The sequence below is a fragment of the Paenibacillus albiflavus genome, assembly GCF_004344915.1.
GTDB lineage: Bacteria > Bacillota > Bacilli > Paenibacillales > NBRC-103111 > Paenibacillus_AM > Paenibacillus_AM albiflavus.
Genome location: NZ_SKFG01000002.1, coordinates 203,468 through 220,318, shown reverse-complemented (window position 1 = coordinate 220,318; position 16,851 = coordinate 203,468). Strand labels below are relative to the sequence as shown.

The following is a 16,851-nucleotide window of genomic DNA, read 5'->3' as shown; positions in this document are numbered from 1 at the left end:
TTCTGTTATGGTCCTAATTATAATGAAGCAAAGTTACATCTCGATTATCATGCTGTTTACTTCTGGGTTAACTTTAGGTTAAGCTCTACCAATAGCTACTCTCGTGCCATTTTCACTTGATGTAAAGTCAGCTTTCAGCTTCATTTTTTTCAACATATAATTTGAAGTCGATAAACCAATCCCCGCCCCACCCTCATAGGATGAGTTATCCATGCCTGGACCTCTGTCTGCAACAATGATCTGTTCTTTTTCTACATCAACCACGATGTTTGCATATTTTCCCTCTGCTGCATGTCGAAGAATATTCTGAAATAAATTATCCAGAACCCGTGTCATCCATTTAGGATCTACTTCCCAATAAAAAGTCTCCTCTGTCGGTAAATCAACATCGAGCTGAATTTCTTTTTCTTCAAATGCAGGATACCACGCAGCAACAGATGCTCTTACTAAACGAACAATATCTGTTGAAGTAGGCCCAAAAGGATGTTTCCCTGATGTAAGCAATGTATAGGAAAGTAAATCATCCATTAGATCTCCAACTCTTGTAATCGTCTGGTTCATCTCTGTTAATGAGTTTTGTCCTTCTAAACTTATTGATTCTTTATGTAATCTAGTGATATGTCCTCTCAAAATGGTAAGTGGCGTTCGTAAGTCGTGAGATAAATTCGCAATAAGTCGATGTCGTAATAATTCCTCTTCATATTCTCGCCTGCGACTGTCTTCAAGCTGCTGAATCATCCAATTAAAAGAACTTCCTAACTGGTCTATTTCATCCATACGATCCGTTAGAACAGATATTGGTTTAGGAAATGAGTTGTGATTAGCTGAAAATGACATGGCTTCCTGTAAGTGGATAAGACGTTTACGAAGTCTCAAGAAGAACAGCCAAGATATGATTACAAATGCGACAATAATAAAGCCAAACAAAAGTATCATAACGTAAAATAGATTTAACGTATTTAGATCTTTTTCATGGATATCAGAAAACCCAGCAAACGCACTGAAGAAAATAAGCACAATGGGAGGAAGAAAGATAAATAGAAAATGTCCTTTTAGAAAACGACGAAATAATGATCTATTCTGCTTCATATTTTCACCCGATAGCCTATTCCCTTCAACGTTTCAATAATCTGTGGGGAATCGGGATGACATTCCAGCTTTTGACGCAGTCGATGGATATGTACCATTATAGTTTTATCACCAGTGATATAAGTTTCTTGCCAAATTGCTTCATAGATTTGTTCTTTTGGTAGAACTTGATTGGGGTGGCGTAAGAAGTACATTAAAATTTGATGTTGTTTCCCAGTCAATATAATTTCTTCTCCTGTGTGTTTGTCATATACCATTTGGACTTCCGGATCTACTTCAATATGATCTCCTAATGAAATGCGTTCGGAATGTGTTCCACCTCTTCGACGGATTAATACTTCTAATCTTGCAACCAATTCATCCGTATGGAATGGTTTCGTTAAATAGTCATCAGCAAATTGTAAACCATCTACCTTGTCATCTATCGATGTTCGAGCAGATAACAGCAAAATAGGAACAGCAGGAGCTGCTTTTTTTAATCGTTTTCCCACAGTAAATCCGTCTAAACCGGGTAACATGATATCCAAAATAACGATTTCATGCTGATTTACTTCTTTTTCGGCTCCTTCACCAGAAAGCAGCCACTGAACTGAAAATCCGCGCTGTTCCAATTCTTCTTTTACCCAACTGCCTATTTTCTCATTATCTTCAATATATAATACGTTTCTTTTCAAGTAACATCCCTCTCTCTCTATTGGGTTCACTATTAGATAGATTATCATAATCTATGTTATTGTCCATAATCGGCAAAGGGATCAAGTTCTTGTCTCGAGCAAAGGACAAGAACTTGATCCCTTAAATTAGAAGAACCGCGCGGGGTAGAATAATGTTACAGTTAATCCTCAGGAATTCCTTGCTTAAGCTTCTTGATCCGCTCTAAACTAATCGATACATATGTGAGTAGAAGAAAAATAAATGCAAATGTCCCATACAAATAAGCCTTATCCTCTACAATAATATGTTTATATCGTTCATAAAGCTTATCGGACTGCATTTCCACCTCAAGTAAAAATTCGTACCAGACATCATTGTCGAATTTCTGATTGGTTGCAGCTAAATAGGATTTGATGTATTTATCGGGTACCCTAATAAAAGTCCCATAGTGAACCAACATATCGATTGCAATCATTTCAGACACAGGTAATTCTTTATAATTTGCATACACTTCTCCAATTGATTGATCCACATGCTTATCCTTATAGTCGAAATAATTAATGTAATCCCGCTTTAGCTTCGGGAAGATCAAGTACATAGATTCAGATTTCATTCCGGAAAGATTCCACAGGAAGAATAACGAACTAAAAATCAAAATAACAACGAACCAGACCGTATATGGATTAATAATTTTCCTGCGCAACTAATCGATCACTCCTTCTGGTTCGCCTAATGTTCGACCTATTGGCGTAACGATCCCATCCATACTTGTGCTATTTTTCTCGCGATGATAATTGACCAAGCCTTGCTCACCTTTGACAACAGCCCACTTCTTAAGCGTATCTCGCTCCCCTTCATATTGAAAGAATGGCACACTGAATCCGCAGGACGTTTTCACAGCATGAAGCTCGGCATAGATGATTTGGCGAGCACCAGGTATTGGATCGAACTTTCCAATTAACTCTTCCCACCTTGTCGTGCCTGGAAGAATGACTTGCCCTTTGCCATATAAACGAAGAACCATTGGCTGTCCTTCCAGCGCAATAAACATGATGGTGATTCTTCCGTTCTCATCTAGATGCGCACTCGTTTCATTCCCGCTTCCCGTTAAATCCAAATACGCAACTTCAGTAGGGGATATTATCCGAAAAACATCATAGCCTTTAGGCGATAAATTGACATGTCCTTCTGCATCCAAGGGTGCAGATCCAACAAAAAACATCTTTTGCATGTTTATAAATTCTTCGTGATCTGGCTCGATTGCGGTAAATAATTTCCCCATTTTACTTCTCCCCCATCAAATACTTTACGACGCTATCCTCTTCATTCGTTCCTATCACACTTGTGGCAGCTTCCTTCAAACCTTCCACTGCATTGCCAACGGCTACCGCATGAGCTGCTAGCTTGAACATGGGATAATCGTTCATTTCATCGCCAAAAACCGTTAGCTCCTCAGGCTTAAAGCCATACTGATCCATAATTTGCTTAATCGCTTGATCTTTCGTCGCCTTCTTCTGATGAAGCGTTAACCAATACCAATCCTTCGTATAATAATTTTCATACAAGTAGATTTCGATTTCATTGGCATAACGCTGATGTAATTCATGATAGACGTCTTGCAACGCTTCTTGACGATCTATAATTGTAAAACTTACGATTTCCTCATTTATGATACTGCGTAAATTGCGGCGATACGTTAATCGCTTATCCCCAGCTCGAATTCTGTCTTGGTAGTACCAATCCAAACCTTCATTTAATATCTCCGAATAATACAATCGATCTTGTTGTCCATCAAAGCTAGATACGGTGTAGCCTAAGTGATGCCGATCAAGCAATAGAAATAATTCGATGACAAGTGAAGGATCAATCGAATTAATCACTTGATGCTCTCCCGTATGGTAATCCGTTATGAATGAACCATTGAACTCAATAACCGGCAGTCGAAAGTTCACCTGCCCAAGTATTCGCTGTATGGCCACTATGCTTCTAGCACTAGCAACCGTAAAATGCATGCCGTTATCAATTAATAGATTTAAATTTTCTCGAGTAAATTCAGATAAACTCGCGTTATTGCGTAATAACGTACCATCCAAATCAGAGACATAAAGCTTCATCATCCCTACCCCCAATTACCTGAATTTTCCTTTATTATATCTTGTATGCATGCAGGTGCCAATCGTTTCATAGATTTAAGATAAGGTTCTTATTTGTCCTAAGTACGGCACAAGAATAAGAACCTTATTACCATTACCTTCGGGGGATAAATGAATGAAGAAAAAAGAAATTGTCGCGATGCTACTCGCTGGAGGCCAAGGAACAAGGCTGCAAGCTTTGACGAAGAAGGTCGCTAAGCCTGCTGTATATTTTGGAGGGAACTATCGGATTATTGATTTCACGCTAAGCAATTGTTCGAACTCGGGAATTGAGACGATCGGTGTCCTCACCCAATATGAACCCCTGGTGCTTCACTCTTATATTGGTATTGGCAGCGACTGGGGTTTAGACCGTAAGAATGGTGGAATCTATGTACTGCCTCCTCATGAGAAGGCAGACGGCAGCAATTGGTATCACGGCACTGCCGATGCCATATATCGCAATATGACCTTCATCGAGCAATTTGATCCAGATCATGTGCTCATTTTATCGGGTGATCACATCTATAAGATGGATTATGCTTTAATGCTTGAAGAACACAAAGCCAGAGATGCCGATTGTACAATCTCGGTAATCGAAGTACCACTCCATGAAGCAAGCCGGTTCGGCATTATGAATACGGATGATGATATGCGCATATACGAGTTCGAAGAGAAACCCGCTCAGCCCAAAAATAACTTAGCCTCAATGGGTATCTATATTTTTAAATGGCATGTTCTTAAACAATATTTGATGCTGGATCAGCTTTACCCTTCTTCCGCCAAGGACTTTGGCAAGAACATTATTCCGATGATGGTAAATGACGAGCGTCGCGTGTATGCATATGCTTTTGAAGGATACTGGAAGGATGTCGGTACGATCGACAGCTTATGGGAGGCAAATATGGATTTATTGTCCGATGATCCACCTCTCAATTTGAATGATCCCAAGTGGCGCATATACACCCGCAACCCAAATCAAGCTCCACACTACATAAGCCCAACCGCATCCGTGCAGAACTCGATCATTAATGAAGGCTGTTCAATCTACGGCGAAGTATCCAGTTCTGTCTTATTCTATGGGGTCGAGATTGGCGAAGGTAGTACGGTAACAGAATCGATCCTAATGCCTAAAGTTAAGATCGGTCGCAATGTTCACATTCACAAAGCCATTATTAGCGAAAAAGTTGTCATTTCAGATGATGCCATGATCCACCCCGATCAAATAAGTTCAAACGGAATATCGTTGATCAGTGATCATGTAAAGACGACAGAAAGATGGTGATGAGATGCAACAATTAATGGGGATTATTAATCTAGACCATGAACTGGACCAATTGGGTGAATTAACTTATTTTAGATGCGGAGCAGCCGTGCCGTTCGCAGGGCGCTACCGTTTAATCGATTTTGTTCTATCCAACATGGTTCATGCACAGATTCAGGATATCGCCTTATTCGTAAGGCGCAAATATCGTTCGCTGCTTGATCATTTAGGCGAAGGCAAGCCCTGGGATCTAGGTCATAAGCGAGGTGGCTTATTTATCCTTCCGCCAGATTGGCATGATCCAACCGATAAATCACGTGGGGATTTGCAGCATTTTCACAATAACATGGATTTCATTCACCGAGGGACGGCTAATTACATTGTACATACGGGAAGCCAGCATATTAGTACGGTTGATTTTCAAGATGTATTCCGCTATCACAAGCAGCAAAATGCAGATGTAACGCTTGTCTACACGAAGGTGCCTCAATTAGAAGAACATCATACAACCTGCGTCCGATTGGAAATTGATGAAAAAGCAGGCAAGGTCCTGAACATTCATCATGAACTGAATCATCCAAATGTGTATATGGAAATGTTTATTATTGAGAAGAGCTTATTCGTGGAGCTAGTTCAGCACTGTATCGCGCATGGTCAAAGCTTCTTTTTCCGTGACGCCATCCAGCGTAATCGGCACAACCTCAAAATCTCGGCATATGAATACAAAGGTTATCATGCCGTCATTAATTCCGTACAGAGCTACTACCGCACAAGCTTAGATTTACTAAATCAAGAGAACTATGCGCAGCTATTCAAACCAAAGATGGTATACACCAAAATAAAATACGAACCTCCCGCTCGTTATCTGAACAACGCACAAGTGACGAATTCGCTTATTTCGAATGGCTGCGTGATTGAAGGAACGGTGGAAAACAGTATTCTTTTTCGCGGTGTTAAAGTTCATAAGGGAGCACACATCAAGAACGCAATCATCATGCAAAAATGTGAAATTGACCCCAATACGCTGCTAGAGAATGTCATTATCGATAAAGAGGTTCATATCACCTCAAATCGTATGTTGATTGGTGATGTGAAGAAACCATTCATGATTGCGAAGCGACATGCCTTATGAAAGTATTATTCATCGCGACGGAATGTACACCTTTTATAAAAACTGGCGGATTAGCGGATGTCATCGGCGCGCTGCCTCAGGCGCTTATGAAAGAAGATGTTGAAGCACATGTCATCTTGCCTAAATATGTTGATATCCCGATGATCTACAAGGATCAAATGACCTTGCTCCAGGTTATCACCGTGTCACTTGGCTGGCGCAATCAGTATTGCGGCTTGTGGAAGCTCCAGCATGAGCAGATTACCTACTATTTTATCGATAATGAGTATTACTTCGTAAGATCCAGCCTCTACGGTCATGGCGACGATGCAGAACGCTTCGCATTTTTCAATCGCGCCGTTATGGAGCTATTGCCCTATCTGGACTTCAAGCCTGATATTCTGCATGCAAACGATTGGCATTCAGGACTTATCAGTCTGTATTTACAAGACTTTTATCGGTATCATCCCTTCTATCAAAACATGCGAACGGTATTTACGATCCATAATTTAAAGTATCAAGGTGTATATCCGCCTAGCATTCTTGGCGATTTATTAGGACTTGGCCCCGAATATTTCGCTACTGATAAGATGGAGTTTTATGGTCAAGTGAATTTCATGAAAGCTGCGCTTGTTTATGCGGATCGAATTACTACCGTCAGTCCAACTTATGCGAGGGAAATTCAAACGCCCTATTACGGAGAACAGTTAGATCAGCTTTTACACAATCGACGCCATGATCTTAACGGGATTATTAATGGAATTAATGATGTCCAATATAACCCTTCGACAGATCCATCTATTTTTGAAAATTACACAACTCAGGATGTGCAAATGCATAAACAGGCGAATAAAATCAAGCTTCAAGAGCTTCTGCGTCTGCCAATAAATGCAGATATCCCCATGATTGCTATCGTATCTAGACTCGTCGAGCAAAAAGGGTTTGATCTTCTAGCACACATAATAGATGAGATAGCCGCACTCGACATTCAGCTAGTTGTCATGGGTACAGGTGAATATAAATACGAACAGCTTTTCCGAGAAGCTGCTCGCAATTATCCGCAACAAATAGCTGCGCTAATTACATTTAATGAAGAACTTAGCCGTAAAGTCTATGCCAGCAGCGATTTGTTCCTAATGCCGTCCAGATTTGAACCTTGTGGAATTGGACAGTTGATCGCCCTTCGCTATGGCTCAGCCCCCATCGTTCGCGAAACAGGCGGGCTATATGATACGGTCACTCCATTTAATGCAAACACAGGCACTGGCAACGGGTTTACGTTTACGAACTATAATGCGCATGACCTGCTGCACACGATTCGGTACGCACTCCTCCAGTATCATGATTCTGCTAATTGGAATACGATAAAGAACAACATCCAGAATAGCTGCTATAGCTGGCAGCAATCCGCCAAAGCTTATAAAGCACTGTATCTTTCTTTAGCGTGAATCATGAGTTGTAGGAGGTACATCTTGTTTACTAACAAAACCACCTTTAAACAGGCTTTTGTCGATAGTATCGAAAATAAGCTTGGCAAGACACTTCAAGAAGCTTCTGGGCTTGATATTTATAACGTGTTAGGTCATCTCATTAGAGAATACATCGGTAAAGATTGGATGCATACAAACAAAGAGTATGAAGCTCAGCAAGAGAAGCAAATCTATTATTTCTCGATGGAGTTTCTGATCGGTCGATTGCTGGGGAATAACCTACTAAATCTAGGGACGCTGCAGCTTGTCCGTGAAGCGCTTCAAGAATTAGGTTTGAATCTCGAAGAAATCGAGGAACAAGAGCATGACGCGGGATTAGGCAACGGTGGATTAGGCAGGCTTGCCGCCTGTTTTCTCGATTCCTTAGCTACATTACAATATCCGGGACATGGCTGCGGCATTCGTTATCAATATGGCTTATTCGAGCAGAAGATCATCAATGGCTATCAGGTTGAACTTCCCGATTATTGGCTTCAAAAAGAATATGTATGGGATATCAGACGTTCAGATAAAAAAGTTGGCGTGCGATTCGGTGGTCATGTTATTTCTCGTGAGCTAAACGGAAGAATGGTCTATGAACATCGCGATTACGAGCATGTCTGGGCAGTTCCATACGATGTGCCTGTTGTCGGATATCATTATCATAATGTAAACACGCTTCGGTTATGGAGTGCGGAATCCAGCCAAGAACTGGGAAGTTACAGCAACCCAGCCGATCAGAATTATTATAAATTCTTAGCCTATAGCCGCTCTGTACAATCGATTTCCGAATTTCTATATCCGGATGATTCCAGCTATGAAGGTAAGCAGCTTCGGCTCAAGCAGCAATATTTTCTCTGTTCTGCAGGTTTGCAGAGCATTCTTCGAACTTTTGACAAAAGCGGTCTTAGTTATTACCACTTGCCTAGCAAAGTTGCCATCCATATTAACGATACCCACCCTACTCTGCTCATACCCGAATTAATGCGTATTCTGATAGACGACAAGAACTTAGGTTGGGAAGACGCGTGGGACATCACAACTCAAACGATCTCCTACACCAATCATACAACCTTAAGCGAAGGTCTGGAAAAATGGCCCGTCCACATGGTCAAAGAGCTGCTCCCACGGATCTATATGATTATCGAAGAAATCAATGAGCGATTCTGCCATTTATTATGGAATCTATATCCTGGACAGTTTAACCGAATTGCCCAGATGGCCATAATCGCAGATGATCAAGTAAAAATGGCGCATCTCGCCATCGTCGGCAGCTACAGCATAAATGGTGTTGCAGAGTTGCACACACAAATTCTCAAAGAACGCGAAATGAAGCTTTTTTACGAGGTTTTCCCACAGCGATTCAATAATAAAACGAATGGCATTACCCATCGCAGATGGCTGATGCATGCAAATCCCAAATTATCGAATCTGATAACGGAAACAATTGGTCATCAATGGATCGCAGAACCCGAGCAGCTTATTCGATTGGCACCCCATGCTCAAGATAGTTCCTTACAAGAAGAAGTAGCACGCATCAAACAGCAGAATAAGCGCAAGCTGGCAACGTATATTGAGCGCAATTATCCGATTTCAATCGATCCTACTTCCCTATTCGATGTCCTTGCTAAACGTTTGCATGGTTATAAAAGACAGCTATTAAGCGTCCTGCATATTATGCATCTCTATAATCAGATAACCGATAACCCATCGATTGATATGCTTCCGCGGACATTCATTTTCGGCGCTAAAGCAGCCCCAAACTATCATCTAGCTAAGAAAGTAATCAAGCTTATTCACTCCGTTGCAGATACAATCAATCGTGATCCGATTGCAAGCAAGCTTATCAAGGTCGTTTTCTTAGAGAATTATGGTGTTTCCCTGGCAGAGAAGATTATGCCTGCTGCTGAAATCAGCGAACAGATTTCTACCGCTGGCAAGGAAGCATCAGGTACTAGCAATATGAAATTCATGATGAACGGCGCACTTACAATCGCAACCTTAGATGGAGCCAATATCGAGATGCAGAACCTTGTAGGCCAAGAGGCAATGTTTATATTCGGATTACGTTCCGAAGAAATTGCCCATTACAATCAATTTGGCGACTATCAAGCTAAACTATTGTATGAAAGCACGCCTTCAATCAAACGAGTCATGGATCAATTGATTTTGAATAGTCCCTATACTAGGGCAAATAATGATTTTCAAGACATCTACAATTCGATCCTCAAAACGAACGATGAGTTCTTTGTGCTCAAAGATTTTGACAGCTATGCGGCTGCACAACAACGAATAGATGCCGAGTATCGTCAGTCTCGATCATGGCTCGAGAAAAGTATTATCAATATTGCCCATTCAGGCAAATTCGCCAGTGACCGAACAATTGCAGAATATGCTTCCGAAATATGGGATACGCATCCTGTTCCTGTCCATTTAGCACGTGTGCATTCTTAATTAAGTTGGTTCTGTGAAAGGAATTTATCATTATGTCGATGATCTCTAGCCCGCTTCAATCTCCAGACCCTTATGTAAGTGAATATGATCTTTATTTATTCCATCAAGGCAAGCTGCAGCATGCCTATCGGATGCTTGGGGCTCATATAACAGAGCAAAAAGGTGTAATCGGTGTGCAATTTGCCACCTGGGCTCCTCATGCACATGAGGTTTCTGTTGTGGGTGATTTTAATGAGTGGGATGTTCGTCAGCATCCCCTCAAGCGAATCAATGAAGCAGGTGTATGGGCAAGCTTTATACCTAATATCGAAAAAGGTGCAACCTATAAATTTCACATTACGACTCAGGATGGCAGAACCTTACTAAAAGCTGACCCTTATGCTTTCTTTGCTGAACGAAGACCCCTGACTGCATCCATTGTATATCCGCTAGATCAGTATGAATGGCAGGATGAAGCATGGTTGGAAGTACGCAAGGACCGGCAAGTCTATCAAGAGCCGATTAATATTTATGAAGTTCATCTCGGCTCATGGAAGCAACATTTAGATCAATCCTTGTATACTTATCGTGAGTTGGCAGATCAATTAGTTGATTATGTTGTCCAAATGGGCTATACCCATATTGAAACGATGCCGATCAGTGAACATCCTTATGACCGTTCATGGGGATATCAACTCACAGGTTATTACGCCGTCACGAGCCGATATGGAACACCAGATGATTTCAAATTCTTAATCGATCGTTGCCATCAAGCAGGGATCGGGGTCATTCTCGACTGGGTGCCGGGACATTTCTGCAAGGATGATCATGGGCTTCGTCAATTCGATGGCTCTCCCTTATATGAATACGCAGACCCTTGCAAAGCGGACAAGCAGGATTGGGGAACGCTCAGCTTTGATTTTGGCAGATCAGAGGTACAAAGCTTCCTTATTTCAAATGTAATTTTCTGGATGGAACAATACCATGTCGATGGGATTCGCGCGGATGCCGTAGCCAGTATGCTCTATTTGGATTTTGGTAAAAAACCGGGTGAATGGACACCGAATTCGGACGGTGGGCGGGAAAATTTAGAAGCTATTTCTCTGTGGAAGCAAATAAATGAAACGGTGTTTCAGCTCTATCCTAACGCACTGATGATGGCAGAAGATTCTTCAGAATTCCCACATGTAACCGCACCTACTAATTTAAATGGACTAGGCTTCAATTATAAATGGAATATGGGTTGGATGAATGATATGCTGCGATATATGAGCATTGATCCGCTCTATCGCAAGTGGCATCATAACCAAATAACGTTTTCTATCCTATATACATATACTGAGAATTTTGTTCTCCCCTTCTCGCATGATGAAGTCGTACATGGCAAACGCTCTTTGCTTGGACGCATGCCAGGCGATTATTGGCATAAATTTGCTAACCTACGGCTGCTTCTCGGTTACATGATGGTACATCCAGGGAAAAAGCTGTTATTCATGGGAGGCGAGTTCGGACAATTCGATGAATGGAAAGACTTAGAGGATTTGGACTGGGAGCTGCTTCGATATGATTTGCACCGTTCGATGCATCAATATGTACAAGATTTAAATCATTATTATTTACAAAATAAAGCTATGTGGGAGCTTGACCATGACCCAAATGGTTTTACTTGGATTGATGCGGATAATAACGAGCAAAGCATCCTTATTTTTACTCGTAATGGCGTTCGATCAAGCGACCGTTTAATCATCCTCTGCAATTTTACCCCCGCATACTACACGGATTATAAAATTGGTGTTCCTACCAAAGGAACTTACCATGAAGTATTTAACAGCGATTGGCTACGTTATGGCGGATCAGGCAAACGAACGAGAGGCAAACGTCAGGCAAGAGCGATTCCTTATCACAATCAGCCTTATTATATCCGTATTACTGTGCCTCCGCTTGCTATTGTTATACTAAAACAAATCTTGTAAATTTCAAAAATGATCATCAATCTCACAAATGCAATGATTAATTGCTTTGTGGGATTTTTACGTTTTATGTGGATTAATTCCCTTTATATTAGTGCCTCATTAAGCACAACTTAAGGGGACCGATATTTTAAATCTCGATAAGGAGGAATGCCATTTCTCTTCATATTTCCCATAAGTCTTTGAATTTATTATGAAGTCATTCCAATCAGGAGGACAATCTCATGATAAATTTCTTTAAACGTAAAATTGTATATGTCATAATCGCAGTGGTAATCGCCTTTATTTTGTTTTTTAAATCAAATCCCAGCAATTATTCCGAATCACCACCATTAGCAGCACCTCCTGCGCCTGCAGAACCCCAAACTGTAACTCCAATTAGTAATGTTGAACATACCGATGCAGGCGGAAGCATAATTACAGATGTTCCACTTATTAAACAAAAGCCTGAATTGCCAAGAGGCTGTGAGGTAACTAGCCTTACCATGCTGCTGCAATACGCTGGGGTTCAAGTGGATAAAATGGAGCTTGCTAACAACATTCACAAAGTACCATTTGAACGACATGGCTTGAGAGGAGATCTGAACGAGGGGTTTGTAGGTGATATGTATTCTTTTAGCAATCCAGGCTTAGGCGTATATATTCCACCACTAATGGATTTAGGCAATCAATATTTACCAGATCAAATGATCAATCTGACTGGTTCGCCAATGGAAGAACTATACCATCAGATCGATCAAGGCAGACCTGTACTCATCATTATTAATGCATTATTTAGGCCGCTGGATGAAGACCAATTCCAATACTGGGATACAGAAAATGGTCAAATAAGAGTTACTTATCAGGAGCATTCCGTTCTTATTGTTGGTTATGATGATAACTATGTGTATATTAATGATCCTCTTGTAAGATATACAAAGCTTGATCGGTACAATTTTGAGCAAGCATGGAAACAAATGGGTAGTCAGGCATTAACAATTGATTTATAATATCATTATATGAAATTAAGTTTCATTTAATGAAACATTATGAAGGGTTGTTGATGTAAATGACGGATCCTAAAGTTAATGTTAATGAGATTAAGCAAGCGGTTAAAGATCAGTTTTCCAAGAACGCCAATAAGTATGTAACGAGTGAATCTCATGCCAAAAGCGATGATCTTCCCCTGCTAACGACATGGTTAGATCCTCAAAGTAACTGGATTGTGCTTGATGTCGCAACTGGCGGCGGCCATGTCACGAAGCAGCTTGCACCTTATGTTGATTATGTCCTTGCAACGGATTTGACCCATGAAATGCTCCATGCAGCCCGCCAGTTCATAAGTCAATCTGCTGATAATGTTAACTATGTCGTAGCTGATGCAGAGAGCCTTCCTTTTCTCGACCAATCATTTGATGCGATTACATGTCGAATTGCTGCCCATCATTTTCCAAATCCTAATCGATTTATTTTAGAAGCTGTAAGAGTGCTTAAACCGAATGGCAAATTATTATTAATCGATAATATCGCTTCTGAGAATAAATCATTTGACCATTTTGTCAATAAACTTGAACATTTAAGAGATCGAAGTCATGTGCGCTGTTATACCTTATCAGAATGGTCTACATGGATAAATGCAGCAGGTTTCGAGGAAATGAACAGCAGAATTCGTAAGAAAACCTTACTCTTCCCTAGCTGGGTAGAACGAACCACAGAATCGGATGAACAAATTGATGAAGTTAAACAGCATCTCCTTCAAGCATCACCAGAAATTCACAACTATATCAAGTTAGTGAAGGTGGCGGATGAAATTGTTTCTTTCGCCATTGATGAATGGATGGTCCTACTGAAGAAAACAAGTTAATCAATTGTTGACTAAGTAAAAACCGCCCCTTTGATAAGGCGGGGGCGGTTACATAGTAAGTTGGATATCTTCGAATGGAACATATTTGTTTTGTTCAATTTCTTTATACACCCGGACGTACGTTACATGAAAGGTCGGGAAAGGTGCTAATGCATTTCTCGATGTAAAACTCATTTCTTCAATTTCCGATTCTTTCATCCCCCAATGGGTCTGACCCAAAGTCAAATGAGGATGAAAGTTGTCCAATTCGAAATAATGTTTGATAACCTCGGGCGAGGGTGATACTGCATCCACCAGTCGCTTGTGCAAATCATATATTCCTTTCGATTGAACCCCAAGGAATATAACCGTAGTTCCGAACGTTGCTGGCTCTGTAAGCGTTAATTGGAAACCTTGCACAGATGAACAAACTTCTCTTACTTTTTTAAGCCATCTCATATCTTTAGTAAGTCCACCTTGAGCTTTAACAGTAATATGAGGCTCGACAACATCCCTAAGACGATTGCTGTCCCAACGATTACGGAATGACGCGATTTGTTCTTTGTACTCATCGGGGGGAACGATACCTATAAAATATTGCACTTTGCACCCTCCTTTCATGTAACTTATTTATTGGGATTTACAGCAAATTCAATATTTGTTCAATGACTTGTTTATCCAGAACGATGTTATGTCCAGACAGACATGTGTCAAAATCCATCGCTTGATATTGAAGCAGTGTCTTCCTATAATCTTCTTTGCTTACCGCGAGGCTTGGGAGAAGTTCATCTAGCGTATCGCCGATATTATCCCCTACATGAATAATTTTCTCGAGTTCATCGATAACACTGATCGAATCAATCGTATGCCCTGGCGTATACACGAGACGAATCTGATCTTCTGGAAAATACAATTCGGAATCGAATGTTATTGTAGGTAGAACAAGCTCTGCTTCACCTACCATATGTTTGGAATACTTTTGAATCATTTCATCCCAATTCGACTCCATCATCTCTCTACATAGCTTGTGAGAAATGATCGTGCAGTCGCGAAATGATCCATTCCCCCAAATATGATCCCAATGATAATGCGTATTGATCACGATAAGCGGCTTCGTTTCATTTTTGATGTATTCTTTGACAGGCTCTATGAATGAGGAGCCAAGCCCTGTATCGATTAAGTAATTATACTTATTCCCCATAATCAGTTGGACGCTTAAGTCCCATCCGGCAGGTTGCGTCTTGGTGAATAACACGCTTCTATTCTTTATCTTTTGAATTTTCATGATATTTTACCTTCCATTCCATTCTTCACGGAGTAAGCCCATTCTGATTGAATCGTAATATTCATCTTTATAAATCCGGCATTTACGCATACGACCTTCCATTTGCATGCCTAGCTTCTCTGCTGTACGAACCATTCTTTCGTTGCCTGACCATGTGGTTAATCCAACTCTAGCTAGCGGCATGCTTGCAAACAGATGACTAATCCATAGACGTAAAGCTTCAGTGCCATAGCCTGAGCTCCAGTACATTGGCTTATAGATAACGATACCCATTTCTAACCATTTGGAAGGTTTATGCTCCCAATAATAGCTAATCGTACCGATAATCTCCCCATCTACTTCAATCACTAACTGTGACTCCGGACTAGATTCAGCGGCATCCCATCTATGGAACCATTCTTTCATGTTGCTTGCATAATCAGCATATTCTTCTCTCTCTAGTGGAAAATAAGGCGCATCCCATAACTTCCATTCTGGATTCGGATCACCATAAATCAAGTTCCATAGTGTCGGCAAATCTGCCTCTTGTATGCTGCGAAGCGTAATTCTATCTCCCGTAATAACTGTATTGCGAATTCGTTCACTCATTGCAAAATTCCTCTTTTCATTCTAGTTGTTGAATACGTTCATACACAAACTTTACATTATCATGATAAAACTTACTGCTCCCCCATTCTGCAAACTCAGTTGGTACGGACACTTCACTCAAAGATTCAATCGAACGCTTCTCTTGTATAAATTGTTTTGCATCAGCAGTGATCCCTCGTATATAAGCTTGTATTCGATTGATATGTCCCCAATCACCTAATGGACCATGACCTGGTACAAGAGTTTTGATCGGCAGCTCTCTCAATTGATCTAATGCAACGAGCCAATGTGCAGGGTCGCCATGCAGCATCATCGGATGGGTATCGACAAGAACGATATCTGCAGCGAATACGATTTGCTCTTCTGGCAAATAAAGAATCATATCATTTGCTGTATGCGCTGCTCCTACGGAAATAAGCTCAACCTTGCGCTTAGAGCCGTATAGCGATAGCTTTGTATCAAATAATAGATTAGGCAATGTAAGCCGAAGTGTTTGAAGAGATAGAGCGACTTCTTCAATACTTGATATTTCTTGTGCAATCCCAAGCTTGATTTGATCATCTGCGGTAGACTCTAATCTTTCCCTTAGAGAAGTCAAATAGTTCTCAATATTTGGCAAGCCTTCAATCTGCTGACGAATGCGATCAGGATGCATACGATTCATTAGCTCGAACGTCTCATGAGTTGCGATTATCGCTGCATCTTCAAAAACTTGATTTCCGCGAATATGATCGCCATGCCAGTGACTATTCACCACATACGCAGGTTTCTTACCTGTCAGTTCTTCAGCTGCCACACGCAAATCATAGGCTGCTTGCTGTGAATTAAACGTATCAAATACTAAAGCAGCATCGCCTAAATCAATTATTCCTGCATTGCTCACCGAACCTGTTCCACTTATAGCAATCGCTGCATAAACGCCATCTGTAATCTGTTCTATTTCAAAATGCTTGGAACGGGTATATTTTAGATTATTCATACAATTACCCCCTTAAATCTCCTATTTGAGCGGTATACATACCAGAGAGCTCTAT

Annotated in this window: 16 protein-coding genes; 7 read left to right on the top strand and 9 right to left on the bottom strand. The window is 40.8% G+C overall.

The genetic code is table 11. The features are described from left to right. Positions 1 to 78: 78 nt before the first annotated feature. The 5 genes from E0485_RS04190 to E0485_RS04170 form a co-directional block, all read right to left on the bottom strand. Complete coding sequence (locus tag E0485_RS04190; protein ID WP_132416710.1) at positions 79 to 1,089, bottom strand: sensor histidine kinase; 1,011 nt, start codon at positions 1,087 to 1,089, stop codon at positions 79 to 81. After that, entirely contained in the window at positions 1,086 to 1,763 is a 678-nt protein-coding gene (locus tag E0485_RS04185) for a response regulator transcription factor (RefSeq protein ID WP_132416709.1), read from the bottom strand. The genes E0485_RS04190 and E0485_RS04185 overlap by 4 nt, the downstream gene beginning before the upstream one ends. Before the next feature lie 161 nt (positions 1,764 to 1,924). Then, a complete protein-coding gene (locus E0485_RS04180) occupies positions 1,925 to 2,446 on the bottom strand; it encodes a hypothetical protein (RefSeq protein ID WP_132416708.1) in 522 nt (173 codons plus the stop codon). Beyond that, positions 2,447 to 3,025 carry a pyridoxamine 5'-phosphate oxidase family protein gene (locus E0485_RS04175; RefSeq protein WP_132416707.1) on the bottom strand — a complete coding sequence of 193 codons (579 nt, stop codon included), beginning with the start codon at positions 3,023 to 3,025 and terminating at the stop codon, positions 2,447 to 2,449. It abuts the gene before it with no gap. A gap of 1 nt (position 3,026) precedes the next feature. Beyond that, entirely contained in the window at positions 3,027 to 3,860 is an 834-nt protein-coding gene (locus tag E0485_RS04170; protein WP_132416706.1) for a Cof-type HAD-IIB family hydrolase, read from the bottom strand. A gap of 151 nt (positions 3,861 to 4,011) precedes the next feature. Here E0485_RS04170 and E0485_RS04165 point away from each other — a divergent pair, with 151 nt between their 5' ends. From E0485_RS04165 to E0485_RS04135, 7 genes are all read left to right on the top strand, one after another. Further along, positions 4,012 to 5,160 carry a glucose-1-phosphate adenylyltransferase gene (locus tag E0485_RS04165; protein WP_132416705.1) on the top strand — a complete coding sequence of 383 codons (1,149 nt, stop codon included), beginning with the start codon at positions 4,012 to 4,014 and terminating at the stop codon, positions 5,158 to 5,160. A 4-nt stretch (positions 5,161 to 5,164) separates the two neighbouring features. Further along, positions 5,165 to 6,271: a glucose-1-phosphate adenylyltransferase subunit GlgD gene (gene glgD, locus E0485_RS04160; protein ID WP_132416704.1), complete on the top strand. Its 1,107-nt coding sequence runs from the start codon at positions 5,165 to 5,167 to the stop codon at positions 6,269 to 6,271. Continuing rightward, positions 6,268 to 7,698, top strand: coding sequence for a glycogen synthase GlgA (glgA, locus tag E0485_RS04155; RefSeq protein ID WP_132416703.1), 1,431 nt, complete (start codon positions 6,268 to 6,270; stop codon positions 7,696 to 7,698). The genes glgD and glgA overlap by 4 nt, the downstream gene beginning before the upstream one ends. Positions 7,699 to 7,722: 24 nt before the next feature. Beyond that, positions 7,723 to 10,173 carry a glycogen/starch/alpha-glucan phosphorylase gene (locus E0485_RS04150; protein WP_132416702.1) on the top strand — a complete coding sequence of 817 codons (2,451 nt, stop codon included), beginning with the start codon at positions 7,723 to 7,725 and terminating at the stop codon, positions 10,171 to 10,173. A gap of 32 nt (positions 10,174 to 10,205) precedes the next feature. Beyond that, positions 10,206 to 12,125 (top strand): 1,4-alpha-glucan branching protein GlgB, encoded by a 1,920-nt coding sequence (gene glgB / locus E0485_RS04145; RefSeq protein WP_235857400.1) that lies wholly within the window; start codon positions 10,206 to 10,208, stop codon positions 12,123 to 12,125. 221 nt (positions 12,126 to 12,346) lie between these two features. Next, positions 12,347 to 13,111, top strand: a complete 765-nt coding sequence (locus tag E0485_RS04140) for a C39 family peptidase (RefSeq protein WP_132416701.1) — start codon at positions 12,347 to 12,349, stop codon at positions 13,109 to 13,111. A 59-nt stretch (positions 13,112 to 13,170) separates the two neighbouring features. Then, positions 13,171 to 13,965 carry a class I SAM-dependent methyltransferase gene (locus E0485_RS04135; RefSeq protein ID WP_132416700.1) on the top strand — a complete coding sequence of 265 codons (795 nt, stop codon included), beginning with the start codon at positions 13,171 to 13,173 and terminating at the stop codon, positions 13,963 to 13,965. A gap of 48 nt (positions 13,966 to 14,013) precedes the next feature. Here E0485_RS04135 and E0485_RS04130 read toward each other — a convergent pair whose 3' ends face one another. The 4 genes from E0485_RS04130 to E0485_RS04115 are packed head-to-tail and all read right to left on the bottom strand — an operon-like array spanning position 14,014 to position 16,796. Beyond that, positions 14,014 to 14,547, bottom strand: a complete 534-nt coding sequence (locus tag E0485_RS04130) for a 2'-5' RNA ligase family protein (protein ID WP_132416699.1) — start codon at positions 14,545 to 14,547, stop codon at positions 14,014 to 14,016. A gap of 37 nt (positions 14,548 to 14,584) precedes the next feature. Further along, positions 14,585 to 15,229: an MBL fold metallo-hydrolase gene (locus E0485_RS04125; protein ID WP_132416698.1), complete on the bottom strand. Its 645-nt coding sequence runs from the start codon at positions 15,227 to 15,229 to the stop codon at positions 14,585 to 14,587. A gap of 6 nt (positions 15,230 to 15,235) precedes the next feature. After that, the gene (locus tag E0485_RS04120; RefSeq protein ID WP_132416884.1) at positions 15,236 to 15,805 is read right to left on the bottom strand and encodes a GNAT family N-acetyltransferase; all 570 of its coding nucleotides are present in this window, start codon (positions 15,803 to 15,805) and stop codon (positions 15,236 to 15,238) included. Positions 15,806 to 15,833: 28 nt separating this feature from the next. Further along, positions 15,834 to 16,796, bottom strand: a complete 963-nt coding sequence (locus E0485_RS04115; RefSeq protein WP_132416697.1) for an MBL fold metallo-hydrolase — start codon at positions 16,794 to 16,796, stop codon at positions 15,834 to 15,836. Positions 16,797 to 16,851: the final 55 nt, after the last annotated feature.